We start from the raw sequence: 25,477 nt of genomic DNA, 5'->3' as shown, positions 1-25,477 counted from the left end.
TTCTCTTCAGTCTTTTATGCCGTTTTTTTATATCTCTGAATATTGTTATAAGTAATTTCTGTCCAGAGTCTCCAACAAGGCGAGGATTTCTACACTTTGTGGGTGAATCTGCGCAGTGAGTTTTAATGTATAGTTTCTGATTGTATGTGGTTCGGATTCTCTACTGTGCAGAATGTGGTGTGGTAATGTATTTGCTTATTTGTGTCGTGGTCAAACGAATTCGCTGTTCAATTGTTCATGGGAGAAACTGTCTTTGTTTGAAAGTTTGTATGGCACAGTCAGATATTTCAGTGATGCGTAAGTATGAAACTGATTTTCTCTGTTCAAACCAACCGGGAAAGTAACCGGTCATTATGAATGATCAGATGTCACTGGATTTTCAGACAGTGCCTGTTGACCTTCGGTGAACTCGTGATGGTTTTAACCCTAAACTATGGAACCATAGCCAGAATTGTATAATAGCTTTCATTGTAGTGTAAAATACCCGGTACATACTCATGATAAATCTCCCCGTATCTCCCGGGCCTGACATAGATTTCGCTGACGAATTCACCACTACTCGTGTTTATATTGTAAAACAGTTCTTTCAATTCAGGATATTTTTTAAAATCTGCGCCCGAAATTTCAATTGTGGGAGCCATAATCGTGTCTAGTTTTTCTTCAGGAATCTCGCTAAGCTGCATTTTTCCCCCTGATCCACTCGATCCTATGAAACCTATTATCAGTATGCAGGATATAGCAAAGATTAAAAGTAATAGAATTGCAGATATGGCGATTTTATATTTTTTTGACATCTTTTCCTTCCAGTATATTATGTAATTTCTGTTTTTTCAATCAAATATATAAAAATATTATTTTGTAATGTTTTCTTTATTAAAAGAAATTCAGCACTATATATTTTATACACAAAAGTCTGCTACATAGCTCTTTGCTAAACTAATAGATCCTGCATTATTATGATTGGAATCTCCATGATAGCTTGGTGATGAATATTCACATTGGGTAGTAATACTTCCTTTATATATGCTCCACATAACCGTGTTTTTTGGAATGATTAAAGATTCAAACCATACATATGCCTGATTCGTGCCTCCTGAATTTTCGTGATTTGCGAAAAATACATGTCCCATCTCATGAAGAATACAGTACACTCTGGCATGGTATGAACCATCGTAAAGATCTATTGTGTCAGAATCATCTACCATTTGTGACCATGCGTAACGACAATGTTCTAAATATCCGTCAAGGTATGCTTGAAATCCCCATGCCAGACCCTGAGCGGAACCAATCATATCGTTACCTCCAAGATAAATTGCAACATCAGCATTTTTATTATTCAGGTATGATGTCTCAAAAATATCTTTAAATAAATCTAAAGGCTCATTCATTCTTCTGTATGTATTGGCATTACTTGATAAAATGTCCTTTTTTGATGCATCATACTCTACAACATTCAGGAACACATCTATGTCTGATCTTTGGTACTGGTATGCTGCCTGAGCCATGTAACTCTGTGCGGAAGATACCCAGTTTGACTCAAGCTCATAATTATTCATCATCTGTAGCTACAAGAACATATATTGATTCTCAGCTTTTAGAAGCTTTAACTGAATCTAATGATACTGGCACACCATATAAATCTGAAGGAGAATTAATTTTTGTTGTCTTTGATCTTTCAGAAGATAATTTTTCCAATTTAGCAATTTCAGATTCACTTGGCTGTATCATATCCTTTGAAGAATATATTATATGCAACGGCATTGCAGTTTTCGTTGCGTATTCTCTGTTTTGTACAGGTTCAATAAAGATAATCTCATCCTGAAACTGAATTGTGCCATGGACCAGATTTTTGCCAAATGTAAATATTGTAACAGAATTGTCTAATCCATCAATGCTTCCGGAATATGAATCGATCCCATCATCAATATTTTCAAAGTTCATCCTTTCAAGATTCATAGTATATTCTTTATCATAAATTTTTACTTTTAATGAGTTTTTTTGATTTTGATTAATGCTTACTTCACTGAACTGAACAATATCATATTTTTTAATGGTGGATGGAATGTTTAACTTACCATATTCAACAGCCAGTGCATCTGCTGTTTTACTTTCGGCTAAGACCTGTGTTTTAAATTCGTGAGTATAATCACACAGTTCAAAAATTGCTTTTTGATTATTCTGGTTAACTTTCACAGGATTTTTTTCCTCAGCACTAACAACCGGAACAAGCATCGCCGTCAGCAGTGCCATTATCAATAGCAGGCTTAAGGCCCGCATGCCTTTCTTTAATTTCATAGTTGTACCTCATAGTTTCTAAGAACAACCGGCATGCAAACCTTAATCTGCAATAATGCAGTTAAATAATTAGTACTGCCTGCTGTTATGGCTGGCATCTGAAACTACTGAAGAGTAAGGAGCTTTCAGGTCTAATGTCCGTTTTGCGGCCTATAGGCTCTCTTATCTTCAGTCTATTATGCCGTTTTTTTATATCTCTGAATATTGTTATAAGTAATTTCTGTCCAGAGTCTCCAACAAGGTGAGGATTTCTGTACTTTGTAGCTGAATTTGCGCAGTTTTGACGGATTTAATGTTTAGTCCTGCCGGAACGGGTGTTCATTGTCGAACGGAACAGGTGTTCAATTCAGGCGTAATATACAATTACTGCCGAGAAAAGGATTTGTCCAAGTTGAAAAAAATATTTTATTGATGTACCCTGTCATTTTATTGAATCTGTGCAAAACAATGTTTTTGGAATTTTTCGTGTAAAAACTGCATATGGTCGCCGGTTTTCTTCCTGCGCTATGCCTGAATCTACTTCATGAAGGAGATGTATTCTCTCATTTCCTCACCCTCAGCCAACCACGAATTAAACTCCACGTCAAACTCCTTCCTTGCGGAAATCTCTTCGAGTGTGTATCTCCTCCTCCCCCTTTTGTATAACTCCGGCCTCTTCTTGGATCATACTAAATCTCATACTCTCATGACTGCCCGATGACAATCTGATAATATGTATCGTTCCAGAAGACATACCTGTTGACTTCTCTTTTAACGCAGTAGATGTCCCTGAATTCCTGAATTTCATCATAATCCCATTCAAAGTGACTGAATGTAATATGGCCGCCTTCGGGATCAGATACCAGCTCTCTTAGAACGGGATATTGCTCGAAATCGGAATCACTTATATTGAGAATAACATAGTCCGGGTTTAATTCCGTCTCTTCAAAAGGATAAGCTCCTGCGAAAAAAACCGTATCAGGTGTAAATAAGTGATGATATAGAACATATGAACCAATTACTGCAACAGAAATGATACAGAATGCTGCGATGAGAGCAATTGCCTTTTTCCGGGTTTTTTTTATATTTTTCATGATTAAAAAAATAGAAATAGTTAACTATTCCTATAAGTTGCAACTGTGCTTTTTGCATTCCTAATAGCCAAGGCGTTGTTGCGTGTAGCCTCCCCATGGTAATCTATTGATGAATATTCATATACATTATATGCCTCAATAAAGTCACTCCACATAACAGTATGTTTTGGCAAAGGATCCCACCAACCATATGCTCTGTTAGTTCCTGCTGAATTTTCATGGTCTGCATTAAAGATATGTCCTAATTCATGAATGCTTATACAACGCCGACCATGAACCGTCCCCGTATAAAGCGGGTCGTCGTAAACCATTTGGGACCACGCCCACTGTCCCCAATAGGGTCCGTTTCCAAATCCCCATGCCAGGCCCTGACTTCCACCATCAGCATTGTATCCTCCTAGATATAGAGCAATATCTGCATAACGTGCATTTAGGTAGTTATTATCAAAATGTTCATAAAATGTCCCTAATGGTTCGCTTGTGATATCTGGGTCATTTGACAGATCCATTCGTTTTGAATCATCGTATGCTACAACACACAGGGAAACCTGAACGTCATCCCTACCGAAGGATGATTGACTGTTTGCAGTATTAATTATATCTTCTGCTGTAGCTTTCCAATCACTTTCATCTAAATAGAATTGATTGTCCGTTGTTATTAGTATGTTAACTGTGGTCCATTGTTTTGTTGAGTCTACTGAGCGAGACTCCTGAGATAATCCATCATTTGAAGAAATTAATTCCTTTGTATCTTTTATTATAGGAGTTTCTAAAGTACCGTCATCGATTTTTATTGGTTTTTCCTGATTTACAGAATTGGATGAATAGATTATGTGTAAAACTGGTTTTTCAGAAGAAACCCGCTTTCTTGGTTCAACTGGTTTAACGTAGAATGTCTCTGAATCGATGGAGATACTACCTACAATTACCGTATCTGAAATTGTAAGGAAGATTTCACTATTTTCTATTCCATTAAGGGTGCCGTAATATGATTCGATATTATCTTTAACTTTACTGAAATCAGCTTTTGTTAATTTCATGGAATACTTCTGATTCCCAATTGTAATATATAGGCTTTCAAAATTTTCAAGTTCATTTTTGATATCAGGGATGTCAAAAGTAATCATGTCATATTTTGTTATGATTTGAGGAATTGTAAGTTCTTCTGGTGATTGGATGCCAGATGCAATAAGATCCTCTGTTTTTTGAGCGTTAAGGACATTAATGTTAGTCATTCCATCAATTAAGAGATGTTGTTCCATTTTAGATTCATTGTTCTCCGCACTAACAGCCGGAACGAACATTGCCCCGGCAAGTGCAATTACCAAAAGCAGGCTCAACGCCCGCACTCCTTTCTTTGCGTTCATGTTTTTCGTCTCCATCTTAAGTTTGCCTGGAGGGTTTTACTCAAACTGGCAAACCTAGGTTCTAAGAACAACCGGCATGCAAACCTTAATCTGCAATAATGCAGCTAATTAATTAGTACTGCCTGCTGTTATGGCTGGCATCTGAAACTGCTGAAGAGTAAGGAGCCTTCAGGTCTAATGTCCGTTTTGTGGCCTTTAGTTTCTCTTCTCTTCAGTCTTTTATGCCGTTTTTTTATATCTCTAAATATTGTTATAAGTAATTTCTGTCCAGAGTCTCCAACAAGGCGAGGATTTCTACACTTTGTGGGTGAATCTGCGCAGTGAGTTTTAATGTATAACTTGTGGCAGTATGTGGTTTGTATTATGTTGTATGGCGAATATGTCTTGTTGGATTATCTCTCATTTGTGCTTGTTTGTGCGCTATAGCTTAATTATTCCTGAGAGAAAGTGTCTTTGTTGGAGACTCTGGACAGAAATTATAAGTACTCATTTTTAGAGACTTTAATTCAGACAAATCCCAATAATCGGGTAATTTGTAATTTAAGGAGAAATTTGTCTATGCTTGAAAGGTCTATTGTTTTAGCGTCAGCTATAGTTATGCTGCTTGTTTGTCCTGTTATAGCAGCAGGTGATGGATTAGTTAGTGAGGATAATGGCGGGTATGTGGTTAAATCAGGAGTATTATGTAAATCAGATGATAATATGAGAACAGTCTATTCTTCTATATCTCAGGGGGAAACAAACTGGCACTACAAACAGGTTTCTTCATCTACAAATGTATTGAATATTAACCTTAACTGGGGCAATCCTTCAAACTCTCTCAGCCTCAAAATATATACTGCTGATGGAGAAATTCTTGGGCCATATTATGACAATGCCGATGGACGGACAGATGGGAAAATATCTCTCTCCATAACAAATCCTGATGGTATCGCATCCGGGAGATGGGATTACAAAGTCTATGGTTACAGTGTCTCAGGAACCGAAGATTATTCTATCTGATAGTTTCATATTATTATCATTGTGAGACCAAATTTCCACTCTGTTTTTTTGTTTGTAATAATTATTTTATCTTCTTTCTCATCAGCAGTTTCAGGTGAATATATAGTTACACCATATAGTAATGAATATCCGGAAGATATGCCGGGAGTTGACTTTAGCGGTGCTGATGGCAATGAAACCTTTGCTGATCTCCCGTTGTGGGTGCAGGTCTCAGAAATTGTATGTTTAATTTTTTCATTGTTTGCAATTATAAAATATTTGCCTGTCTTAATTGGAAAAACAAAGACATACAGAAAAAATCCAAAACGAAATCTGATACTGGATTATATCTCCGAAAATCCAGGTGCGACACTTTCTGATATTGAAAGGTCATTAATGATAAACAGGGGCACTCTCAGGTACCATATTGATATTCTGAATTCATCTCATAAAATATCAATAATGCACAGGGGAAATAAAGCACATCTCTTCTATAACAGCGGAAGATATTCAGAGAACCAGAAAAAAGCAATTGTCATATCTGGAAATGAGGCAGCAATGAGAATTATCAGCATTATTGATAATAATCCCGGAATTACAAACAAACAGATTGCCGTAATTCTGGGTGTGAACAAGGGAACAGTTACATACCATATAAGAAAGCTTAAGGAAGCAGAAACAATTCTGGAGGAGAAAGCCGGAACGCAGAAGATGTATTCCATAAATTCTGTTCTCTCTTCTAAACTTAAAAACTAAATTTTTGCAGCAGACAGGGGGTTTCAGATAGGATCTCAATGGACTATTCCGGTTGCGGATACAGACATGTCAACAGTCATTAGGAACTTTCAGATGATAAGCTAAATTCCGGTGAAAAGAGAATTCATCAATCTCCATGCAGTTTTTTGTAAAAGTCATCAATGTCAATCTTAGCAAGTTTTAAGGCACCTCTTAAGGTTCCGGGTTTTAGTTCCTTATGCTTTGGGATGACAGTTCCAACTTTTCCAAAGGGTGTAATTCTGGACAGTCTTACATGGTTCCCGCTTTGGCCGGATATTGTAAATCATTACTTGTTACAGAGGACTTTTATTGCTTTTTCGCCTGAAACGGGTTTCATGTGCCACTTATTTATGCCGGAATTATCTCAAAGGAAGTTATGATGGGATTCCCTCTTTTCGTAACCGGAAATTCTTCAAGGTAGAGTTCTGTAGCCTCTTTTAGATTTTTTAGTGCTTCTTCTATTGTTCTTCCCTGGCTCACGGTCCCGACTTCCGGACATTCTGCAATATAGCATCCTTCTTCTTCAAAGATTACTGCCGTGAAATTACTCATATCTGACTCTATGTTTTTATCTGCTATTACTTTTATCTGACTGTTGTGTTGTTCCCTGTTATCAGTTTCACAGGTTCAGAGTGCAATCGTACCTGTGAAATACGCTGCCATCACAGCACCTGCAACAAGTATCAGTACAATACAGATATAATCGGCACTCTTTAACCGATCCTCTACAAGCGGTGTCCTTTTCATTGTCCTTAAGCCCCTCATGTCAATGGTGAGTCCCAGGACGTTTGCTTTTCCAAGTGCGTTTGAAACAAGCGGAATTATGATCGGTGTCAGTGATTTCACTTTTCCGGTGATGCCCCCTCCCGGATTGTATGCCCTTGCAAGCTGTGCCTCCTGAATTCTCTTACCCTCAAGCTGAAGACTTGGGATAAACCTGATTGCTATCAGGAGCATGAGGGTGTAGTCCACCGGCATTCTGGCCTTCTGAAGTGCATGGACAAGGTCCCTTGGCTGTGTGGATATGATAAGTATCTGGAATGCAAAGAGCATTGCAAAGAACCTCAGTGAGAGAATTGCCGCAAAGTTAAGGGCACCTGTTGTTATCGGTATATTTCCTCCTATCACAGGAACTGCTGACGGAATCAGGTATCCTACCACATCTCCGCTCTGCATGGTCAGAACCGTAAGCAGCACAAGTCCGGCAGAGAGGAATACAAGCATAGGCACCTGTCTTGCAAGTTCGCCTGCGAATTTACCGATTGCAGAAAGGATAAAGAGAACTACCACAAGCCCGGCAATTATAACAGGATCAGTCGCTGCAATTGCGGTCAGCAGTACAAAAATTAAAAAGAGCACCTTTGAGAGTGCATTTAAGTTGTGAAATATGCCGTTTATTCTTTTGTACTGTAATATCTCTGCCATGTCAGTTCACCCCGGAAATACTGCATGAAATATCTCTGGTAATCTTTCCGCCTTCCATTTTTATGATCCTTCCGGCATGCTTCTCTACAATCTTCATATCATGGCTGACCATAATGACTGTATGCCCATCCTCTGCAAGACGGCGGATGATATTCATTATCCTGAGCGACTCCTCAGGGTCAAGCCCGGTTGTCGGTTCATCAAGTATGATAATCTCCGGTTTCATCGCGGTTACACAGGCAATTGCAAGCCTCTGCCTCTCCCCACGGCTCATTGAACGGGGAAATGTATCGTTTCTGCCTGAAAGCCCGAACTCTTCAAGGATTCTGTTGATGTAATCCGGATCTTTGGCCAAATCAGCGCCGGTATTCTTAAGGCCGAATAATATCTCCTTCTCGACACTGTCCTCAAAGAGCATGGTGTCGGGATTCTGAAATACCAGTCCTGCATGTTTTGCAAGTTCTGTGACTGTACTTCCTGCGGTATTGATTCCGGCGACCACAACTTCCCCTGAGGTCGGTTTTAACAGCCCGTTTATATGCTTTGACAGTGTTGTCTTTCCCGAACCGTTCTCACCTATTATGGCAATCAGTTCTCCCTTATATATCTTTAATGATACATTGTCAAGGGCTGTCTCTTTGCCGTAATTATGTGTGACATCTTTAAATTCAACGACTGTCCTGTCAATGTTTCTCTCTGTAAGTTCTGCTGTATTTACAAATATTTTTCCGGCACATTCCACTTCAGCACTGCTCTCATCTTTCCGTATATTATAATCTCTGAAATATTCGTCTGCGGGGTAGTTTCCGGAAATCCTTCCGTTATCTATAATTACGACTCTGTCAGCAATTCCCGACATCTCTTCGGGTTTCTGCTCGACAACGATGATAGTTTTGCCTTCACTTTTAAGTTTAGAGAGGATCTTTATTATCTTCTCAGTTGCCTCAGTGTCAAGTTCTGCAGTTGCCTCATCAAGAATTAAGCATTCAGTTCCTGACGCAAGAGTTGCCGCCAGTGCTACCCTCTGTTTCTGCCCCCCGGAGAGTGTATGCGGTGCCCTGTACCTTAAGCCCGAAATTTCAGTCAGGTCCATAATCTCCTCAAGTTTGTCCCTGACTGATCTTTCATCAAGCCCGCGGTTCTCAAGCCCGGAGAGCACTTCCTCTTCTACAGTCGTAAAGATCAGCTGAGCGTCTGCGTCATCGAATACAAAGCCTATATGACTGCCAATCTCTCCCATATCCTGGTATTCCAGAACTTCTCTGCCGAAAATCTCCAGCCTGCCACCAGAGGTTCCTTCATATTCATGGTTTAAAATGCCGGCTGCTGCAAGGCAGAATGTTGTCTTTCCTGCACCTGTAGTCCCGTTTACAAGGATGAATTCACCTTTTTCAATCTCAAGATTAATTTCGCTGAGCGCCTCAACATTACCCTGTGGGTATCTGTATGAATAATTTTCAAATCTGAAAGCCGGAAATTCATCTCTTCTCTCTCTCTTTTCGGCAGTTGTTCCTGTATGTCCGGAAAATGAACTTTCCTCGGGAATGCCTGAGGAGTTTCTCATCAGAATTCTTGATGAAGGAATTGAGAGTATCTGGGTAATTACAGAGTTTGCGATGGCTGTAAGAATAATTATTGGTGATACTGTCAGCACAAATACCTCAAATGTGAAGGACTCTCCGGGTGCAGAGATTATAGAAGACATTATCACTACAATGCTTATGATGAGGAATGAAAATCCGCTTGCAAGTGTTGCAATAAAGGTTGAAATTCCGGGCGAGAGCGGAATTCTGTTCCTGGTAAGGTTATATACTCCAAGACAGACTAGTGCACCAATTGGCTCACTGATGAGGTTTGCCGGCGGAAAAATCGAATGGCTGATTATTGCGGATATAATTCCGGCGACTATGCCAATTCCAAGTGCATCCTTCACTTTCGGTGCAATGAGTATAATTGCAAGGCAGTAAAGGGCTATTATCGGATTGGCTACTATGGCGCCCGGTACTATGTTTGAGAGGTACCTTAAAATTGCACCTATTGCCAGGAGTATTCCTGCTATGGCGATGTCCCGTGATTTCATTAATTGCCCCGGTTAAAATACTTTGATGTATATTGTTATACATCAAGGTTAATTAGTGTAATTATTCACCTTGCCAGAACTTTCTTTGACGGAATGTAAAGTATCTGTGTAACAACCGAATTAATGACTGCTGTTATTATCACTATTGGAAGAACGGCAATGAAAAATCCGGTAACTGTCCCTGTAGGAACCGCTACAACTGATGCCAGCATCACAGCCATGCAGATTCCTATGAAGGAAAATCCACTTACACATGTTGATACAAATGTTGTAACGGCCTCTTTTAATGGTATCTTCTCCTTTAACAGACTGTATGTCACTGCGCATACAACTGCTCCCAAAGGCTCGCTGATGAGGTTTGCCGGCGGAAATATCGAATGGCTGATCATCATTGACATAACCCCTGCCACAAGCCCTATTCCTGCTGCTTCCTTTACCGATGGTCTTATAAGAATAATTGCAAGGCAGTAAAGGGCAATTACCGGATTTCCGACAATTGCTCCGGGGAACATATTTGCAACAAACCTTAGAATTGCCCCGATTGCAAGGCATATTCCTACAATTGCTATATCTTTTGATTTCATTTACTTTTTCACCTGAATGTTTTTTTAGTACGTTGCATTTTACAATACTTCAATGTACATAATTGTACTTCATAGTATTTATGTTGGTGGTCGTTCTATTGTAATCTGATAAAAGTTCAATGAAAATATATGCCGCAAAATTCCGGTTCAAAGGCATTTTTTCCGGGAATTTTTCGTTCTATTAAAGAGAGTTGGTAGATTTATATGGTATGGTGAACAAGGAGTTATATTATGTCGGATTCTATCAATTCTTCTTTTTTTAGAATTCAGAGGAGAGATCGCCTCATGATCTCTCTCTCTATTCTTGCAGCCGTGATTCTGGCAAATATTATATTTTTGTTAAATAGTTATACTCTGGTCTCATCCCATCTGTACTATATACCGATATTACTGTTTGTAATCTGGTTTGGACGGGAGGGTATGTATGTATCTCTCTGCATTATATTATTCTACATTTCCTCTTCCCTGCTTCTCTTAAGCGATCCTGCCGTCATAACTGAGATTCTTTTAAGGGCGCTTATTATGCTCTCAGTTGCGGTTATTATCTCACTTTTAAGCAGGTAGTTTGTGAAGAATTTTTCCGGATTTAACGCCCTTTTCAGAAACATTCCGGCACCTGCGATAAATATGGACAATTCCGGCAAAATTCTGGATGTAAATGATAAATTTGCAGATCTGGTTAAATTTAAGTACACAGATTTAAAAGGCAGAAATATTCTTGAACCCGAACTCTTCTCAGGAGAAAACCTCAAAAAGATCAATAATTCAGTAAAAAAATGTATTGCGGGAGAAATACCGGAAGATTCCGTTATATGCACTGAAGTTGTTACTCCTGACGGAATAAAAAAGTATAATCTTTTATTCATTATGATCTCACAGAACCGGCGGAATTTTGGTTTTATCATGGTGCTCTATGATGTTACTGAAATACTGGCGGCAAAATCAGAACTTCTAAGAATTAACGAACTTCTGGATAATATCATAAGTTTTCTTCCGGTTCCGGCATTTGCAATGGACAAAGATCATATTATTACACGCTGGAATGTGGCGCTTGAGAATTATACCGGAATCTCTGCGGGGGATATTATAGGGACTAAAGATGCCTGGAAACCATTCTTTAAGGAAAAAACTCCTATGCTTGCAGATCTTGTTATCGATCATAAAGGCAGGGATTCAGAACTGTCTTCATATGATCCTTCTGCATTTGGTTACAATGGCATTGAGGAGACGAGGCACTTTAATAATCCCGGCGGTATAGGTGACACCTGGTTCAGAATGAGTGCTGAACTTTTAAAGGACAATGAGGGCAATATTACAGGTGCAATTCAGGTCTTTGAGGATATAACCGGACTTAAATACACTGAGAAGGAACTGCTTGAGAGTCGTGAACTTTACAGGGATGTTGTGGACGTAAATTCTGAATATATTGTAAGATTCAGGGATGACCGCACAATTACATTCTGCAATGAGGCATACTGCAGACTACTGGGCAAAAGTCCGGAGGAGATATCCGGAAATCTCTTCGGGCTGGACATATGCGGGGAGAATATATCATTATTCTCCGATTTTTTCAGTTCTCTTACACCTGATAAATTCTCCGGCTCAGTTGAGAACAGAGCTGTCCTGCCTGACGGGAGTACCTGCTGGATTAGATGGGATATAGTAGCTTTCTTTGATGAACATGGAGATGTACGTGAATATCAGGCAATCGGCAGGGATATTACTGACCAGAAAAATGCCATAGAAGATCTGCTTAAAGCTGAGAAGAAATTCAGGGATCTCTGTGATTTTCTGCCCCAGACAGTTTTTGAACTTGATATTAAGAGGAATGTTGTCTTCCTTAATAAAAGGGGCTATGACAAACTTGGTTACTCTCCGGATGACCTGGATAAAGGGCTTGGTTTTCTGGACCTTGTAATTCCCGAAGATCATAACAGGGCACTTGACAATATTGTTTTGTCATCATATGGCAGGGAACTTGGAATCAGGTACACTATGAAGAAGAAAGACGGGACATTATTCGGTGCAATGCTTTTTACAAGTCCCATTATGAGAGGAAGGACCCCTGTAGGTGTCAGAGGTATTGTTATAGATTTAAGCAATGTTAAAGAGCCTGATGCTGTTTATAATCTCAGCAATAATTTATACATCGAAAATCTTAAAGAGTCACTTAAGGAGAAAGAGACTCTGCTAAAAGAGGTCCATCACAGGGTAAAGAATAACCTCCAGATTATCACAAGTATCCTTAGACTGCACTCATACAATACATCTGATCAGGGCCTTAAGGATATATTGCAGGAATGCTATAATCAGGTTTATTCTATGAGCATGCTTCATGAAAAGATGTACCGCTCAGATACCCTTTCAGATGTTGGTGCTGATGACCATATAAGATCTCTTGGTTCATATCTCATAAATGAGATATCTGCGAGAGGGGCAGATGTAAGATTTCTGGCTGATATTGACCCTGAGATCAGATTCTCCCTTGATAAGGGTATACCACTCAGCCTTATGCTGAATGAGATGATTACCAATTCACTGAAGTATGCATTTTCAGGTGATGGTCCCGGACAGATAAGCATTTCTCTGCAAAAGTATAATTACGGTAATTACAGGCTTATATACTCAGATAACGGTTGCGGCCTCCCGGAGGGTTTCAGAATAGAAGATTCCGAGAGTCTGGGCTTTGAACTGATTACAAACCTGGCAGAACAGCTTGACGGGAAACTTGAAATTGAAAATAACGGTGGTCTGAAGTATATACTTATCTTTCCGGTACAGTGAGGAATAATTTCGATGAAAAGAATTCTTGTTGTTGAGGATGAGATGATTGTTGCGATGGCAATTAAAAAATCCCTAAAAAACCTTGGATATGATATTGTTGGACATTCTACAAGAGGTGAAGATGCAGTACTTAAAGCAGGTGAGCTAAAACCTGACCTGATACTGATGGATATCAGGTTAAAGGGGGAGATGGATGGGGTTGATGCAGCGGAAAGAATAAAGTCTCTGTATGGGATCCCCGTAATATTTTTGACAGCACATTCCGATCTTGACACAATGCAGAGAGCTATTAAGGCTGAACCTGCCGGTTATCTCGTCAAACCCTTCAACGAGAGGGAACTTCATACCAATATCGAGATGTCCCTTTACAAATCCAGAATTAAAAGCCGGGTGGATGAGAGGAGCACTGCCGGAAATGCCGATGCGATTAAGAGTATAAGAGTTCTCAAAGAACCGGTATTAGCTACAGATAAAGAATTCCGGATTATTGGTATAAATCAGGCATTTTCAGAGATGGCCGGTGTTAGTGAATCTGAGGCTGAGGGTGTTTTTGTACCGGATATAATTGTCCATTCCAAAAAATCAGTTGATGGTGGAAATATTGTATGGCCTGATCAGTTAAATCTCAGGACTGGTGACTCAGATGAACCTGTAATTCTCAATGCCGGCTATATGCACAACCCTGACGGGGAGTTTTCAGGTTTAATTCTGCATGTTCAGAGTAAATTTCCGGATGACGGGGAGAAGAATGATCAGAAGAATATTTACCTTCAGATTCTTGAATATGACAAATATCCGGTTTTTATCATTGATAAATCCCTTAATATAATATATTACAATTCTTTATTTTTAGACATATGCAGGAATATTGGAATATCAGAATATTTTCTGAGCCGCCCTGTATATGAAATACCGGGTTTTTCTGTGTTTGGTGAGATTGATGATTATCGTGATACCATGCGGCTTAAAAATCCGGATTTTTCCGTTAAATTATTTAAGAAAGGAAATGATTCCCTTTATATTGAATTTATGAGGATTCCGCTCCTCTCAGACGGAAAAATAACTCATGTTGCTGTCCGGATGACAGATATCACTGTGGAGAGGCGATATGATGATATGGAAGAAGACCTTGAGGGGAGGATAGACCGCCTTGAATTCTTTATAGATGGGATGATGTCATCTATTAAAGCTATGAAGAACCCTGTTTTTGAGATTATGAAGAGATCGGCTTCTAAAGATGATTCCAATCTCACTGAGATATCTGATTACAACTCCGATATAAACGTCCTTGTGAATAAAATTGAGATGAAGTCACTTGAATTTGAGGAACTGAGGAAGGGCTGAGTAATATCTTCCCCAAATTTAAAATATATTATTTGTGATTATTATCCCGGAAATTTTTCCGGATATAAAATATAAATTTCTCATCTGCCTGCATTTTAGAGCTAATATGACTTCTTTGGTTTCAGAACCTTCCTGCTGGCAGATAGTATTTACTCAGTGAATGATTATCATCGGAATTTCAATATCCTTCGCTACTATTCCTGCTAATGTTCCGGTTTTAACATTGGATTTTTTACCAAAAGCACCCATGACAATGTATAAGTAATCTTCAGAATTAACTTCTTTTAATATCTCTTCCTCACGAAGTCCGACTGCTAACCGTGAAGAGCACTTTATGCCTTCTTTGTTAAACCTTAGGAGAATCTCAGAGATCTCCTCGTTTATGTCATGGCGTATATCTCTCTGGATCTTCTCCTCGTAATCCTTTATTATATTGCATGAGTTGTTCTGTTTACAATAATAAAAGGCGGTGGATCTGATCTCTTCCCTGTCAATTACTGAAAATAATACTATTTCAGTATCGCCTTTCTTCTCCGCAAGCATTTTGGCATGCTTTGCGGCTTTATGGCTCCATTTTGATCCGTCCAGGAGCACTAGTATTTTATTCATTTTTATTTCCTCCTTAAAACATCATATAAAGCATTAAAAGCCCGACAGAAATTGTTATGAAGAGCACAAGCATTCCGATTTTAAGAAAGTCCATAAATGATATATGGATGCCTTCCCTCTCACCGATACCGATTACAACGACATTTGCTGATGCAGCAATTGCAGTACCGTTTCCTCCAAGACATGCTCCAAGTGACAGTGCCCACCACAGCGGGTATGTATCTATTGCAGTTGCCGGATTTGCACCGATGTCATGTATCAGGGGAATCAGTGCAGCCGTGAGCGGTATATTGTCCACAATTGCAGAGGCGATTCCTGCAAACCATGCAATAACAAACATTGCTTCACCTGTTGTTTTTACATTGTCAATCATAAACTGTGCTATGTCAGCTATTACTCCTGTCTCAACAAGACCACCTACGAGGACAAAAAGCCCTCCAAAGAAGAAGAGGGCCGGCCATTCAATCTTTTCAAATACCATCTCCGGAGACTGCCTTGACCAGATGAGTATGAGTGCAGCGCCTATAAGTGCAACTTCTGCCGGTTCAAGAGTCATTGAAGGGTCAACAAACGGAATTACCAGGTGAAGTATCTCCCCGATGCTGCTGTGCATAAAGAAGAGTGCAATTACAAATGCAAGTGTGATTATTGACTTTTTAAAGAGTTCAATATCCTGGATTGCTGCTTTTTCGTCCAGTGAATCCAGGGTGTTTTTTATAGCCTTCCTCTCTGTTTCATCAACCTTCAGATTCTTTCTGTACATCAGGAAGAAGATTACTAAGATAATCAGCAGGTCAACTAAGGCAATAGGCCCCATAATCATAAGAAATTCATTGAATGAAAGTCCGGCAGATGAGGCGATCATGATATTTGGTGGATCTCCTATGAGTGTACCCATGCCTCCAACATTTGAGGCGATGATCTCAGCCATCAGGAACGGAATCGGATTTAAGTCCATAACCTTTGCTATGTACAGAAGCATCGGTGTAAGCAGAAGAACGGTTGTGACATTGTCAAGGAATGCGCTTGTAACTGCCGTCACTATGGAGAAGAGGAACAATACCTTCATCGGGCTTCCCTTTGCTGATTTCGCCGTTATTATTGCGAGATATTCAAAGAGTCCGCTGTTGCTTGCCACATTGACGATAATCATCATTCCCATAAGCAGGAATATCGTACCAAAGTCGATATGCTCAAGCATTGCATCCCACGGCACTATGCCAAGTATGACAAGTATTGCCGCGCCTGCCATTGCAGCAACGGTCCTGTGGATTCTCTCATCTATTATGAGAGCATATGTTATCAGAAAAATTGCTATCGCAACGAGGGTTTCAATCGGAAACATTTTACCAGACCATCAGAAAAGCACTGTATTTACTCTCAGCTGCTGAATCAGCCTCTCTGCGACAGGGCTGATCTCATTTTCATCTCCTCTGACTCCGCCGTAATCTTTAGAAATCGCAATCATGTCAAATTCTTCGGACATTCTCTCAACATCGTCCCATTTATTCCCTGAAAACATCCTCTTTTTGACAACAAGACCTTTTCTCTCTATTTTTTTGGTTATTTCATCCAGAATTTCCTCTCCCATAATATCTTTTTTAAGATGGTAGTTTTCCGCCGTATTTTTTCCAAGAACCTCTTCTATTACCGAGCAGATGTAACTGTCAGTTATATATACCAGGGTTATTTCGCATCCATACAGCTCAAAAAGATTATATATGCTGTCCGGAATTTTCTTCACAGAGATGTCCAGCGGGAAGAGAACCTTTTTGATCTCCATCTCAAGAAATTCCTCTTCAGATATGAAGAATTCCTTATAATCCTTCATAATTTCTTCATAACGCTGCCCTACAACGTCTTTGAATTTTCTGTTTATGAGTGATGAGTAGTAGCCCATATTTTTCATCCGTATTAGTCATTATCTCTTAAGATCTGTAATCCCATAAGTTTTGGGGAATTGTTCCGGTTTTCTGTCTTCATTAGTGATGCAGCATCCGGCAAAATAAATATCCGGCTGTTCTTATATTCCGTAAGTGCCGGAAAAATCCGGGTGATAACTATATTACCTGTATGGCAGAAGATGTCCGGATATCTGCCTGAGCCTTGACTGCTGTAATTCAAGGCCTTTTTTTATCACCGGAATTATCTCCTGGCTCTCTTCGCTCAGGGCCTTTTTGTTGATCTCATCTGCCATATATCCAAGATACTCCGCTCTTTTGTCCAGAGTATCGGCGCCGGTCAATATATCTGAGATTTCTTTTTTAAATTCTGAAGGTCCGGATGCAAAAATGACTGCTGTTCTCTCTTCAAGTTCGTTTACAGACTGGTACACATCAAGAGTGTCGTACTTCAGCTGAAGGTACCGTAGCCTGTTGTTGTAGATGAATACATCCATGCACCCCATATCTTTCATGCTGAATATTATATTCAGGGCCCCGTAGTACTGCTCTTTTGAGGCATCAGTCTGCGCAACTGTAATTCCGTCTCCTGCATCTGACAGGTCAAGTGTTTTCAGTCTGTCATCGGCAGCTTTTTCGAGATTATCTATATCTGATATGAGCGGTCCGCAGTTATCCTCTTCAGAACACCCCGGAATGAGTATGAGGGCAAAGAGTATGATTCCCAGCAAAAAAAACTGTTTATATTCCATATATCTCCGGCTCCCCGAATTTAGTCTTACCAAAATAGACAATCTGCTTTGATTCCTTCTTCCACTCCCCGTCAGGATAGAAATATACTACTGTTTTTTCCGGGCTGTAATACTCTCCTCCGGGATGGTAAATGTCATGTACCAGGCTGGATTTCCCGTAGATAAAGTAACCCTCAGGTGGCGGAATGCCAATTTTCCAGTCGAGATTCAGCCAGTATCCTGCTTTATTTCCATCATATGATGATGAGAAATATACATTTACACAGTCATATCTCTGCCTGATATATTCTCCTGTGGTTCTGATGTCAGATTCACTGTCTCCTATATATACCTCCGGATATGCGTGGCCGGGATTTATACCGGTATTGTCAACACTGGCGATTCTGGTATCAATGCCAAGGGAGTTAATCATTCCTGAGAGAAAGACTGAAAAATCATCGCAGTCGCCGTGCAGGTCTGCCTTTGCCGTTTCAGTAACCGGAGATATGAATTCAGGCCCGCGCGGGTCACTGACAATGGTCCATTCGTTATTTGTATAATCCCAGAGGTCACAGATCTTTGCAATGTCAGGGCCGTCTGAATTCCGGGGTTTTACTCTAATCTGAGTAAATTTTTTTATCTGTGGATCGCCTGTCTGGAGTGCGTCCCTGTACATTGCAGCTTTTTGGGTGTTGTAATCGGTATATGTGGCTTTGGTACTCTCATCGTAAGGATAGGGATTTGATAATGCACCTTCTGCCGTCTGAAAAAAAATGAGTGAGACAATTATTACTCCTGCGGCGAGTGCAATCAGTGTTATCAGTCCTTTTTTTTGATCCATCAGTCTTCTCTCTCTTTATTTTTTTTAGTCAGGCACGGATGATTTCCGGAAATTTCTGCTTTTTATTGTGCTTTTTATTGTGCTTTTTATTGTGCTTTTTATTGTGCTTTTTATTGTGCTTTTTATTGTGCTTTTTATTGTGCTTTTTATTGTGCTTTTTATTGTGCTTTTTATTGTGCTTTTTATTGTTTTTTCCGGTGATTTTCAGGTTATGGCGGACCTGGCATATCATTTACCCTGAGGTTATCCCATGTTCCGTCAGAATAATATACAGTTGAAGTGCCTGAATCAGGATATAATACATCTCCGGGGTATCTCCCGTTGTAGTCCATCTTCATCCAGTACGTTTTTGAACCGTCCTTCTCGTAATTGTATGTATAGGCGACATCCCTGACATCTCTGTCCCCGTGGTAGTTTTCATCCTTCTCTCCGTACCTGACCTGAATATACATAAGTTCAAAGTCTGCCGTATTTATCTCCGGGAACAGAAGAAGATAATTGATCAGTTCAGGATACCTGTAGCATATCTCACCGTATTTCTCCGGTTCGTTCATTATTGTCAGAAGAGGATGTGAATATTCAACAGGTCTGTCATTATCTCTTGTATCTGTGCCGGTGGTCACCGCTGCTGTAATGGTATCATCGGCACCTACATTAATGAGGTCAAATAGTGCATTATTGGTGCTGTCCGGCGGTATGCTGGCGGTATTTCCATCAGGTCCGGTTACCCCTCCTATCTCAGCAGGCGGGTTGTTCACCCCTATTACACTGTACCTGTATCTCATTACTGTAAGGCCGGAGGGGTCATAGTCATATATAAATGAATTATTCGCCCTGAATGCAGCATATTTCTGATTGTTAATAACTTTCCGGCTTAATATGCTGTTGTCTCCCAGAAATAATTCAGCATATGTATGCTCGCCCAGTTCCGGACTCCAGGCTGTGCGTATTCTTGCCTCACCGCCTATTGCTTTTATAAATGAGGCCATTGTAATGGCAAAATCAGCATCATCTCCTGAATAGCCGATATGGACCGTTCTGCTTGCCGGCTGGATATCTGTTATTCCTCCGGAACTCTCCTTTGTCCATTTTTCCTGTAGTCCGTCCCAGATGTCGCATACCTGCTCTATTGTAAAGACACCGCCGTGCTCTTCAGGTATCATTCTGTTTGCCGCATTTCTGACAGAAGGTGTATAGTAGTCCATCGCCCATGATACTTTTCTGCCGTTCATCTCTTTCTTTTCACTGGCAGATATAAATCCTGTATCACTTCTGTATCGTGAAAGTTCAGTTGTGCCGGCTGAATAGTCGGTGGTTGCCTTTCCCTGCTCATCACTGCCGTCAGAAGGCATGATACTATGCAGTGCCTCCTGTACATAGGCATAGATTTCTGTAAAATCCTCCTTATTTTCAGAACCGGTGGTCTCTCCGGCTGGCATATTCAGTATAAAAGATATTGCAACGACTATTGCAAGCGCAGAAATGAGTGCAATTATATCCAGCCTTCTGGAGTCCATTCAGTTAAATATCTCCATATGATTTATTATTGTTTTTTATTCCGGTAATTTTTGCAGTCGGGCATGAATTATATCTTCCGCCAATCTTTCATCTGCCGTTTCAGAAATGCAGTTCCCGGAGCAATATGGGCATTTCAGCCCTCCGGCGCAGAGTTTTAATCAGCCAAATCTGAAAATCTGTAGATATTTAACTCCTGGGAGCATTTTTCACAGAGTGTCTTTTTTTTCCTGTCAAGTTCGTCAAGCGTCTGCGGGCAGTACATGATGCACTCCGGATCTTCACAGTGGTCAAGACCCATGCAGTGGCATAATTCATGTGTTCCTTCCTTAACAAGTCTGTCAGTCATATCGTCTGCATTGTCCTGCCGCCCGTACCAGCTGTTTCTCAGCCTGGCATTTGAGACTATTGATACGTTTACTCCCGGTCTTGCAAGTCCAAATACAAAATCCCGGCCCTGTATGTAGAGATCTTTTCCGGTAACTATCAGTATGGAGTTGCCGCATCCCATTCTGCGTGTATAAAAATCCTGCATGTCACCCAGAATTCTGCTGGCATCATTCTGGTTCCTCGTCCGGTCATATCCTCTGAGCATGACTGGATTCTCCTGTGAGTTTACAGGCATATCCAGTATAACTGATATCATCTTCTCGGCAGACTCTCTTATTCCCCTTTCCACGTCATTATCCCAAAAGATAAGAATTCCCATATTCAGAGTATTATATACGTTATGGTTTGCTATAAGGATATTGAAGCAAAAATTGCAGATTATCTATCAGATAACTACACTTCTGCGGTTGAAATCGGGATTGGCAGAAATCCTGATGTGGCAGCAGCACTAAAAGAGAAGGGTGTTGATGTTTCAGCGGTTGACATCCGGAATATTGCTGAAGATTACGGTATTGAGTTTCACTGTGACGATATATATTCGCCGAATCTCTCCCTCTATGTAGGCAGAGAGGTTATCTATTCTGTGCGCCCCGGAGTGGAGATGGTCCCGTCTCTTATCTCAATTGCCGATCAGACGGATTCTGATCTGATAGTCTATCATCTCGGATGTGAGATCTACAGAGATGGCGGTGAAATTATTGACTGCGGTGTTATTCTGCATAAATATCGCTGAAAAAAGATATTTTTAAAATCCGTCAAAGAGTGTGGCCTGTGCGGCTTTCTTTTTATCTTTGCCGTTTAATCCGTTATCCGTTTCTTTTTCTTTACCTGGTGGCCTGTTCTCTGTTTTGCTCTCCGTGCTCTTTTCATCACCGGATCTGTTCTGAAATGCTGCTTCAAGGGTTTTCTGGTCTTTTACTGGCGGAGTCTCGTCCGTTTTCTTTGCCGGTTCTTTCTTTGAAACTTCCCTCTTCTTTGAAGCCTTTTCGGATTTTTCCCGCTCTTTCTCCTCTTTTTTTATCTCTTTTATAATATCTGCCGACTTTTTTTTATCATGGAGGAAGAAGTCCAGTTCATCCCTGTCAAATCCTGTCTCTCTTGCAAATCCGGCTGGATTGTCCTCAATCAGGACTGATATCAGATTTATATAATCATCCCGAAGTGTATCTGCCGGCATATGGTATTTCTCCGAGAGGTTGTTGAAGACCGAATTTCTGATACTTTTCTGCTTTCTTGCGCCGGCCATCTTTCTCCATCTTGAAGGGGGCATTATCCTTGCTGATATTCCTTCCCCTTCTGCTGCATATGCCGTACCAATAAGCATTAGTGCAGATGCATATCTCCAGAGGGTATAGTACTGCCTGCTGAATGTTCTGCCTATGTAGATGTCAGATTGAGAGAGGTAATGGTAAGCTTGTGCTCTCTTCTTCTCATTCTGAATGTAAGAAGCGCCTTCCTCTATCCACTGTGACATAACATCAGGAGTCTCTGAAATTTCGGCCGAGAGCTGCATAAGTCTCTGATCTTCCCTTGATTTCAGCACTGATCCGACAAGATCAAATATCGAGGCACGCTCGTCCTTTGATGCAGTACTCACTGCTGCTTCTCTTAATGTATCTTCACCAAGGCTTGCCGCATAAAGCTTATTCAGGGCAGATCTCATATCCCCGCCTGACCCTTCGGCAATTTCGGCCAGGGTTGATTCACTGCATTTCAGGTCTTCAAGTGAGCATATGTCCCGCAGATGGTCAGAGATGGTTTTTGCCGTCAGCGCCCTGAACTGGACCTGTTCGCAGACCGATTTTAACTCCTTTGCAATGCCGTAGCTGTCATTTGCAATTAGTATTATCGGCTGTTTTGAGATTTTGATTATATCCAGGATGGCTCTTGCTCCGCCTTTGTCAGCACTGCCGTGAAGATTGTCAGCTTCATCGAAGAGGAGTAATTTTCTCTCTGCACCGGAGAGGCTCATAGTCGTTGCACAGCTTCCGGCTACCTTTTCGATTATTGATTTTGTACGCTGATCGCTTGCGTTAAGCTCAAGCATCTCCCACTCCATATCATTTGCAAGGGCATATGCAGCAGAGGTCTTACCTATACCCGGCTTTCCGTAGAGTAGAAGCGGCTCTTTTCCGGACTCCCATTTTCTGGCCCATTCGACCATCTGGCGGACAGCACTCCGGTTTCCAACGATATCCTTCAGAGTTTTCGGCCTGTATTTTTCAACCCAGTCAAGCATAGAACAGTACAGTTATTTATGGTTTTCATGTTGTAAAAATATCTGGTGCCGTCCTGATGGGGCAGGCATACTGTTCCAGAGAAAGAATCAGACATCTTATTTTATAAAAGGTTAAAATATAGGTCAGGATGGTGTTCATTGTGGAGGAGAACTGTTCCACAGATAATATAGCAAAAACAATCCGCGAATATGCGGGCGTGAGAAGAAAACATGCAATAGGTGAGATAGTCCACGCTTTTAATTTTAAATCGGAGGATGTGGTTGTCTCTTTCGGAGAGGATGCGGCCCTTATCCGTAATGGTGAGGACGGCCTCTTACTTGCGGCAGACGGTATATGGAGCATGCTTATGCAGGCAGACCCATACTGGGCAGGTTTCTGTTCTGTTCTTGTAAATGTTCATGATATTGCGGCAATGGGCGGTAAACCTCTTGCTATGGTTGATATTCTCTCTGTAGAGGATGAGAAGATCTGCCATGAAGTGCTGAGGGGAATGTCGGATGCTTCCTCGAAATTCGGAGTGCCGGTTGTAGGCGGGCATCTCCACCCGGATACAGATTTTTCAGCAATTGATGTGGCAATAATGGGCATTGTGAAGATCAGTGACGCCATCTGTTCCCATACCGCCTGCGCGGGTGACAGGGTAATCGCTGCTTTTGATCTTGACGGACGTATCCATCCTTCCTGTGCTCTCAACTGGGATTCTGCAACACTCAGGTCACCTGAGGAGCTTCGCTCGCAGATCGGTGTGATGCAGGAGCTTGGGAAGAGGCATCTTGTAACTGCCGGAAAGGACATCAGCAACCCCGGTGTAATCGGTACTCTGGGGATGCTTCTTGAGACAAGCAGGAAAGGTGCTGTAATTGAGCTTTCAAGGATTCCAAGGCCTGACCTGTCAGCACTTGATATTCCGTTCTCACACTGGGTCAGGATGTATCCCGGAATGGGTTTTATTCTGACTGCAAAAGAAGAGTGCGTGGATGAGATTATCTCACTCTTCAGAGCCGCCGGTATGGACGCTGCGGATATTGGTTATATCGACGATACGTCAAATCTTACTATAAAATATCACAATAAGGAAACTTCTGTCTTTGACCTTAGTAAAGAAGGTATTATGGGCTTATATTTTGAGTGAGAGGCATTTTTTGTGATCATTGGTATAGGGGCAGGGGATGACGGGGGTAAGGTCTTTGGGCAGGTCTCAAAACTGGCTTCCAAAAGTTTTGATGTAAGGGTTTATAGTTTGGGGGCATCTGATGCTTCCTGTGATACTTTTGTCTGTGAAAAACCCTGGGAGGCTATGATTCAGGATTTGTACAGCGGTAAAATATCTGCGGCTGTACGTGGTACACTCCCGGCAAATCATACTCTTGGGTATTTAAAAGAAATTTCCGGCTGCTGTTCACTTAAGAGGGTTGCATTTCTTGAAACTCCGGGGGGCAGGCGGTTTATTCTTGCACCTGTAGGTGTTGATGAGGGGTGGACTGTCAGGGAAAAGATAGATTTTGTAAATTTTTCACGTAAAATAGCCCCTAAGTTCGGGATCAGTGATAATGTGGCGATACTTTCCGGAGGGCGCTATGGTGATGCCGGAAGGCACACAGCGGTGGACCGTTCCCTTGCAGATGCCGAACTTGCGGCAAAGATTACAGGTTCAGATCACTGCGAGATTCTTATCGAGGATGCCATAAAAGATCATGGAATTATTATAGCTCCGGACGGCATCTCCGGAAACCTGATATTCCGTACACTTACCATGATTGGAGGCGGATTTGCACATGGAGCACCTGTGGTAAATCTCGACAGAATATTTGTGGATACTTCGCGCGCCTCTCCAGATTATTCCAATGCCATTTTGCTCGCTTCAGCGCTCTCAGAATAGTTTTGGCTCGCAAATGTCTTTATTTTTCTATTCTGGCGTCATTATGTGGTTATTTTTGTGATCTTGGTGTGTTATTAATAAAATCCAATTTATCGTGTTTAAATCTATTTTTCATGGAAATAGGTTGAAATCACGGTTTAATCCCAAAAGGTTTTTATAGCTGCCGATATACTTTCATTTGAGGTTGAATTCTAATGGCTAATGATCTACCTATTGCAGCAGTAGTAAGAATTGCAAAGAAACACGGCGCAGAAAGAGTCGGTTCAGATGCAGCACAGGCAATTGTTGACGCAGCAGAAGAGTACATTGCAACTCTGACAACAGAGGCAGCAAAGTATGCTCAGCATGCAGGACGCAAGACAATCAAGAAGGAAGATGTTGATATGGCAGTAAATGCCTGAAACCTTCTTTTTAAAAAAGTAAATTATATTCCGAACTGTTTTCGTAAATTTTCCTAGGTATTGCCCGCAGATCTTTTCTGATGCCGGCAAATACTGTCACTGTATCCTTCGCTTAAATGAAGATGCCGTCTCTTCTCATGCTGCCCGGATGTTTTACAGGAATGTATCCGCAATTTCTGGTCCTTAAACAGAAAATGTAAATTTGTGGGCGATAAGAATATTCAGTGCCGGGCATTACGCCTGAACTGTTCTGCTGAAAA

At 40.9% G+C, this 25,477-nt stretch carries 27 protein-coding genes; 8 read left to right on the top strand and 19 right to left on the bottom strand.

The features are described from left to right. Window positions 1–431 precede the first annotated feature (431 nt). From METLIM_RS13555 to METLIM_RS13535, 5 genes are all read right to left on the bottom strand, one after another. Window positions 432–794 carry a hypothetical protein gene (locus METLIM_RS13555; protein ID WP_004079336.1) on the bottom strand — a complete coding sequence of 121 codons (363 nt, stop codon included), beginning with the start codon at window positions 792–794 and terminating at the stop codon, window positions 432–434. A 105-nt stretch (window positions 795–899) separates the two neighbouring features. Beyond that, the gene (locus tag METLIM_RS13550; RefSeq protein WP_048146039.1) at window positions 900–1,556 is read right to left on the bottom strand and encodes a zinc-dependent metalloprotease family protein; all 657 of its coding nucleotides are present in this window, start codon (window positions 1,554–1,556) and stop codon (window positions 900–902) included. Between the two features lie 31 nt (window positions 1,557–1,587). Then, window positions 1,588–2,295 carry a hypothetical protein gene (locus METLIM_RS13545; RefSeq protein WP_048146038.1) on the bottom strand — a complete coding sequence of 236 codons (708 nt, stop codon included), beginning with the start codon at window positions 2,293–2,295 and terminating at the stop codon, window positions 1,588–1,590. Between the two features lie 683 nt (window positions 2,296–2,978). Further along, window positions 2,979–3,368, bottom strand: a complete 390-nt coding sequence (locus tag METLIM_RS13540) for a hypothetical protein (RefSeq protein ID WP_004079334.1) — start codon at window positions 3,366–3,368, stop codon at window positions 2,979–2,981. Between the two features lie 20 nt (window positions 3,369–3,388). Continuing rightward, window positions 3,389–4,735 carry a M12 family metallo-peptidase gene (locus tag METLIM_RS13535; protein WP_004079332.1) on the bottom strand — a complete coding sequence of 449 codons (1,347 nt, stop codon included), beginning with the start codon at window positions 4,733–4,735 and terminating at the stop codon, window positions 3,389–3,391. A gap of 558 nt (window positions 4,736–5,293) precedes the next feature. On the opposite strand from METLIM_RS13535, the gene METLIM_RS13530 reads away from it, so the two are divergent. Together METLIM_RS13530 and METLIM_RS13525 are read left to right on the top strand one after the other, a co-directional pair. Continuing rightward, a complete protein-coding gene (locus tag METLIM_RS13530) occupies window positions 5,294–5,737 on the top strand; it encodes a hypothetical protein (protein ID WP_004079330.1) in 444 nt (147 codons plus the stop codon). 138 nt (window positions 5,738–5,875) lie between these two features. Next, window positions 5,876–6,472: a winged helix-turn-helix transcriptional regulator gene (locus METLIM_RS13525; protein ID WP_052300930.1), complete on the top strand. Its 597-nt coding sequence runs from the start codon at window positions 5,876–5,878 to the stop codon at window positions 6,470–6,472. Between the two features lie 127 nt (window positions 6,473–6,599). Here METLIM_RS13525 and METLIM_RS17755 read toward each other — a convergent pair whose 3' ends face one another. The 6 genes from METLIM_RS17755 to METLIM_RS17455 form a co-directional block, all read right to left on the bottom strand. Beyond that, a complete protein-coding gene (locus tag METLIM_RS17755; RefSeq protein ID WP_217178032.1) occupies window positions 6,600–6,770 on the bottom strand; it encodes a type II toxin-antitoxin system HicA family toxin in 171 nt (56 codons plus the stop codon). 71 nt (window positions 6,771–6,841) lie between these two features. Beyond that, window positions 6,842–7,045, bottom strand: coding sequence for a type II toxin-antitoxin system HicB family antitoxin (locus tag METLIM_RS13520; RefSeq protein ID WP_004079327.1), 204 nt, complete (start codon window positions 7,043–7,045; stop codon window positions 6,842–6,844). A 75-nt stretch (window positions 7,046–7,120) separates the two neighbouring features. Beyond that, complete coding sequence (locus METLIM_RS13515) at window positions 7,121–7,918, bottom strand: energy-coupling factor transporter transmembrane component T family protein (RefSeq protein ID WP_004079324.1); 798 nt, start codon at window positions 7,916–7,918, stop codon at window positions 7,121–7,123. Window position 7,919: 1 nt separating this feature from the next. After that, window positions 7,920–9,998 (bottom strand): energy-coupling factor transporter ATPase, encoded by a 2,079-nt coding sequence (locus tag METLIM_RS13510; RefSeq protein ID WP_004079323.1) that lies wholly within the window; start codon window positions 9,996–9,998, stop codon window positions 7,920–7,922. Between the two features lie 65 nt (window positions 9,999–10,063). Then, a complete protein-coding gene (locus tag METLIM_RS13505; RefSeq protein WP_004079320.1) occupies window positions 10,064–10,582 on the bottom strand; it encodes a tryptophan transporter in 519 nt (172 codons plus the stop codon). 449 nt (window positions 10,583–11,031) lie between these two features. Then, window positions 11,032–11,190 (bottom strand): hypothetical protein, encoded by a 159-nt coding sequence (locus METLIM_RS17455; RefSeq protein ID WP_157202326.1) that lies wholly within the window; start codon window positions 11,188–11,190, stop codon window positions 11,032–11,034. Between the two features lie 19 nt (window positions 11,191–11,209). Between METLIM_RS17455 and METLIM_RS13495 the strand changes: the two genes are divergently transcribed. Both METLIM_RS13495 and METLIM_RS15825 read left to right on the top strand, forming a co-directional pair. Further along, the gene (locus METLIM_RS13495) at window positions 11,210–13,366 is read left to right on the top strand and encodes a PAS domain S-box protein (RefSeq protein ID WP_048146034.1); all 2,157 of its coding nucleotides are present in this window, start codon (window positions 11,210–11,212) and stop codon (window positions 13,364–13,366) included. A 12-nt stretch (window positions 13,367–13,378) separates the two neighbouring features. Continuing rightward, the gene (locus tag METLIM_RS15825) at window positions 13,379–14,710 is read left to right on the top strand and encodes a response regulator (protein ID WP_004079316.1); all 1,332 of its coding nucleotides are present in this window, start codon (window positions 13,379–13,381) and stop codon (window positions 14,708–14,710) included. Window positions 14,711–14,863: 153 nt separating this feature from the next. On the opposite strand, the gene METLIM_RS13485 is transcribed toward METLIM_RS15825, so the two are convergent. From METLIM_RS13485 to METLIM_RS13450, 7 genes are all read right to left on the bottom strand, one after another. Beyond that, complete coding sequence (locus METLIM_RS13485; protein ID WP_004079314.1) at window positions 14,864–15,319, bottom strand: universal stress protein; 456 nt, start codon at window positions 15,317–15,319, stop codon at window positions 14,864–14,866. 13 nt (window positions 15,320–15,332) lie between these two features. Further along, window positions 15,333–16,664 (bottom strand): ArsB/NhaD family transporter, encoded by a 1,332-nt coding sequence (locus tag METLIM_RS13480; RefSeq protein ID WP_004079312.1) that lies wholly within the window; start codon window positions 16,662–16,664, stop codon window positions 15,333–15,335. A 12-nt stretch (window positions 16,665–16,676) separates the two neighbouring features. Beyond that, window positions 16,677–17,228 carry a hypothetical protein gene (locus tag METLIM_RS13475; RefSeq protein WP_245543548.1) on the bottom strand — a complete coding sequence of 184 codons (552 nt, stop codon included), beginning with the start codon at window positions 17,226–17,228 and terminating at the stop codon, window positions 16,677–16,679. Window positions 17,229–17,384: 156 nt separating this feature from the next. After that, a complete protein-coding gene (locus METLIM_RS13470; protein ID WP_004079307.1) occupies window positions 17,385–17,972 on the bottom strand; it encodes a hypothetical protein in 588 nt (195 codons plus the stop codon). Further along, complete coding sequence (locus tag METLIM_RS13465; RefSeq protein WP_004079305.1) at window positions 17,962–18,792, bottom strand: transglutaminase-like domain-containing protein; 831 nt, start codon at window positions 18,790–18,792, stop codon at window positions 17,962–17,964. The genes METLIM_RS13470 and METLIM_RS13465 overlap by 11 nt, the downstream gene beginning before the upstream one ends. Window positions 18,793–19,001: 209 nt before the next feature. Continuing rightward, window positions 19,002–20,309, bottom strand: a complete 1,308-nt coding sequence (locus METLIM_RS13455) for a hypothetical protein (protein WP_004079303.1) — start codon at window positions 20,307–20,309, stop codon at window positions 19,002–19,004. 155 nt (window positions 20,310–20,464) lie between these two features. Further along, entirely contained in the window at window positions 20,465–21,016 is a 552-nt protein-coding gene (locus METLIM_RS13450; RefSeq protein WP_004079301.1) for an archaemetzincin family Zn-dependent metalloprotease, read from the bottom strand. A gap of 21 nt (window positions 21,017–21,037) precedes the next feature. Here METLIM_RS13450 and METLIM_RS13445 point away from each other — a divergent pair, with 21 nt between their 5' ends. Then, window positions 21,038–21,430: a UPF0146 family protein gene (locus METLIM_RS13445; RefSeq protein WP_004079300.1), complete on the top strand. Its 393-nt coding sequence runs from the start codon at window positions 21,038–21,040 to the stop codon at window positions 21,428–21,430. A 12-nt stretch (window positions 21,431–21,442) separates the two neighbouring features. Here the strand turns inward: METLIM_RS13445 and METLIM_RS13440 are convergent, their stop codons facing one another. Beyond that, a complete protein-coding gene (locus METLIM_RS13440) occupies window positions 21,443–22,936 on the bottom strand; it encodes a replication factor C large subunit (RefSeq protein WP_004079297.1) in 1,494 nt (497 codons plus the stop codon). Window positions 22,937–23,064: 128 nt separating this feature from the next. Between METLIM_RS13440 and METLIM_RS13435 the strand changes: the two genes are divergently transcribed. The 3 genes from METLIM_RS13435 (at window position 23,065) to METLIM_RS13425 (ending at window position 25,217) form a co-directional block, all read left to right on the top strand. Further along, the gene (locus METLIM_RS13435) at window positions 23,065–24,069 is read left to right on the top strand and encodes a methanogenesis marker 2 protein (protein WP_004079295.1); all 1,005 of its coding nucleotides are present in this window, start codon (window positions 23,065–23,067) and stop codon (window positions 24,067–24,069) included. 12 nt (window positions 24,070–24,081) lie between these two features. Beyond that, window positions 24,082–24,816: a methanogenesis marker protein Mmp4/MtxX gene (mtxX, locus tag METLIM_RS13430; protein ID WP_004079293.1), complete on the top strand. Its 735-nt coding sequence runs from the start codon at window positions 24,082–24,084 to the stop codon at window positions 24,814–24,816. Between the two features lie 194 nt (window positions 24,817–25,010). Further along, on the top strand, window positions 25,011–25,217 hold the full coding sequence (locus tag METLIM_RS13425) for a histone family protein (protein ID WP_004079291.1): 207 nt from the start codon (window positions 25,011–25,013) through the stop codon (window positions 25,215–25,217). The last annotated feature ends 260 nt before the right edge of the window (window positions 25,218–25,477 follow it).

Source organism: Methanoplanus limicola DSM 2279, from assembly GCF_000243255.1.
Classification (GTDB): Archaea; Halobacteriota; Methanomicrobia; order Methanomicrobiales; family Methanomicrobiaceae; genus Methanoplanus; species Methanoplanus limicola.
Note: the sequence above shows the minus strand (reverse complement) of the source record. Positions and strands in the feature narration are given on the sequence as shown.

What these genes read in the sequence shown, in the direction of transcription:
- METLIM_RS13425 (WP_004079291.1), top strand. Translation starts at nt 25,011, where the DNA reads ATGGCTAATGATCTACCTATTGCAGCAGTAGTAAGAATTGCAAAGAAA.
- METLIM_RS13515 (WP_004079324.1), bottom strand. Translation starts at nt 7,918, where the DNA reads ATGGCAGAGATATTACAGTACAAAAGAATAAACGGCATATTTCACAAC.
- METLIM_RS13540 (WP_004079334.1), bottom strand. Translation starts at nt 3,368, where the DNA reads ATGAAAAATATAAAAAAAACCCGGAAAAAGGCAATTGCTCTCATCGCA.
- METLIM_RS13530 (WP_004079330.1), top strand. Translation starts at nt 5,294, where the DNA reads ATGCTTGAAAGGTCTATTGTTTTAGCGTCAGCTATAGTTATGCTGCTT.
- METLIM_RS13545 (WP_048146038.1), bottom strand. Translation starts at nt 2,295, where the DNA reads ATGAAATTAAAGAAAGGCATGCGGGCCTTAAGCCTGCTATTGATAATG.
- METLIM_RS13520 (WP_004079327.1), bottom strand. Translation starts at nt 7,045, where the DNA reads ATGAGTAATTTCACGGCAGTAATCTTTGAAGAAGAAGGATGCTATATT.
- METLIM_RS13510 (WP_004079323.1), bottom strand. Translation starts at nt 9,998, where the DNA reads ATGAAATCACGGGACATCGCCATAGCAGGAATACTCCTGGCAATAGGT.
- METLIM_RS13495 (WP_048146034.1), top strand. Translation starts at nt 11,210, where the DNA reads ATGGACAATTCCGGCAAAATTCTGGATGTAAATGATAAATTTGCAGAT.
- METLIM_RS13525 (WP_052300930.1), top strand. Translation starts at nt 5,876, where the DNA reads ATGCCGGGAGTTGACTTTAGCGGTGCTGATGGCAATGAAACCTTTGCT.
- METLIM_RS15825 (WP_004079316.1), top strand. Translation starts at nt 13,379, where the DNA reads ATGAAAAGAATTCTTGTTGTTGAGGATGAGATGATTGTTGCGATGGCA.
- METLIM_RS13450 (WP_004079301.1), bottom strand. Translation starts at nt 21,016, where the DNA reads ATGGGAATTCTTATCTTTTGGGATAATGACGTGGAAAGGGGAATAAGA.
- METLIM_RS13445 (WP_004079300.1), top strand. Translation starts at nt 21,038, where the DNA reads ATGGTTTGCTATAAGGATATTGAAGCAAAAATTGCAGATTATCTATCA.
- METLIM_RS13555 (WP_004079336.1), bottom strand. Translation starts at nt 794, where the DNA reads ATGTCAAAAAAATATAAAATCGCCATATCTGCAATTCTATTACTTTTA.
- METLIM_RS17455 (WP_157202326.1), bottom strand. Translation starts at nt 11,190, where the DNA reads ATGTTTCTGAAAAGGGCGTTAAATCCGGAAAAATTCTTCACAAACTAC.
- METLIM_RS13535 (WP_004079332.1), bottom strand. Translation starts at nt 4,735, where the DNA reads ATGAACGCAAAGAAAGGAGTGCGGGCGTTGAGCCTGCTTTTGGTAATT.
- METLIM_RS13455 (WP_004079303.1), bottom strand. Translation starts at nt 20,309, where the DNA reads ATGGACTCCAGAAGGCTGGATATAATTGCACTCATTTCTGCGCTTGCA.
- METLIM_RS13465 (WP_004079305.1), bottom strand. Translation starts at nt 18,792, where the DNA reads ATGGATCAAAAAAAAGGACTGATAACACTGATTGCACTCGCCGCAGGA.
- METLIM_RS13480 (WP_004079312.1), bottom strand. Translation starts at nt 16,664, where the DNA reads ATGTTTCCGATTGAAACCCTCGTTGCGATAGCAATTTTTCTGATAACA.
- METLIM_RS13435 (WP_004079295.1), top strand. Translation starts at nt 23,065, where the DNA reads ATGGTGTTCATTGTGGAGGAGAACTGTTCCACAGATAATATAGCAAAA.
- METLIM_RS13550 (WP_048146039.1), bottom strand. Translation starts at nt 1,556, where the DNA reads ATGAATAATTATGAGCTTGAGTCAAACTGGGTATCTTCCGCACAGAGT.
- METLIM_RS13440 (WP_004079297.1), bottom strand. Translation starts at nt 22,936, where the DNA reads ATGCTTGACTGGGTTGAAAAATACAGGCCGAAAACTCTGAAGGATATC.
- METLIM_RS13475 (WP_245543548.1), bottom strand. Translation starts at nt 17,228, where the DNA reads ATGAAAAATATGGGCTACTACTCATCACTCATAAACAGAAAATTCAAA.
- METLIM_RS13505 (WP_004079320.1), bottom strand. Translation starts at nt 10,582, where the DNA reads ATGAAATCAAAAGATATAGCAATTGTAGGAATATGCCTTGCAATCGGG.
- METLIM_RS13470 (WP_004079307.1), bottom strand. Translation starts at nt 17,972, where the DNA reads ATGGAATATAAACAGTTTTTTTTGCTGGGAATCATACTCTTTGCCCTC.
- METLIM_RS13485 (WP_004079314.1), bottom strand. Translation starts at nt 15,319, where the DNA reads ATGAATAAAATACTAGTGCTCCTGGACGGATCAAAATGGAGCCATAAA.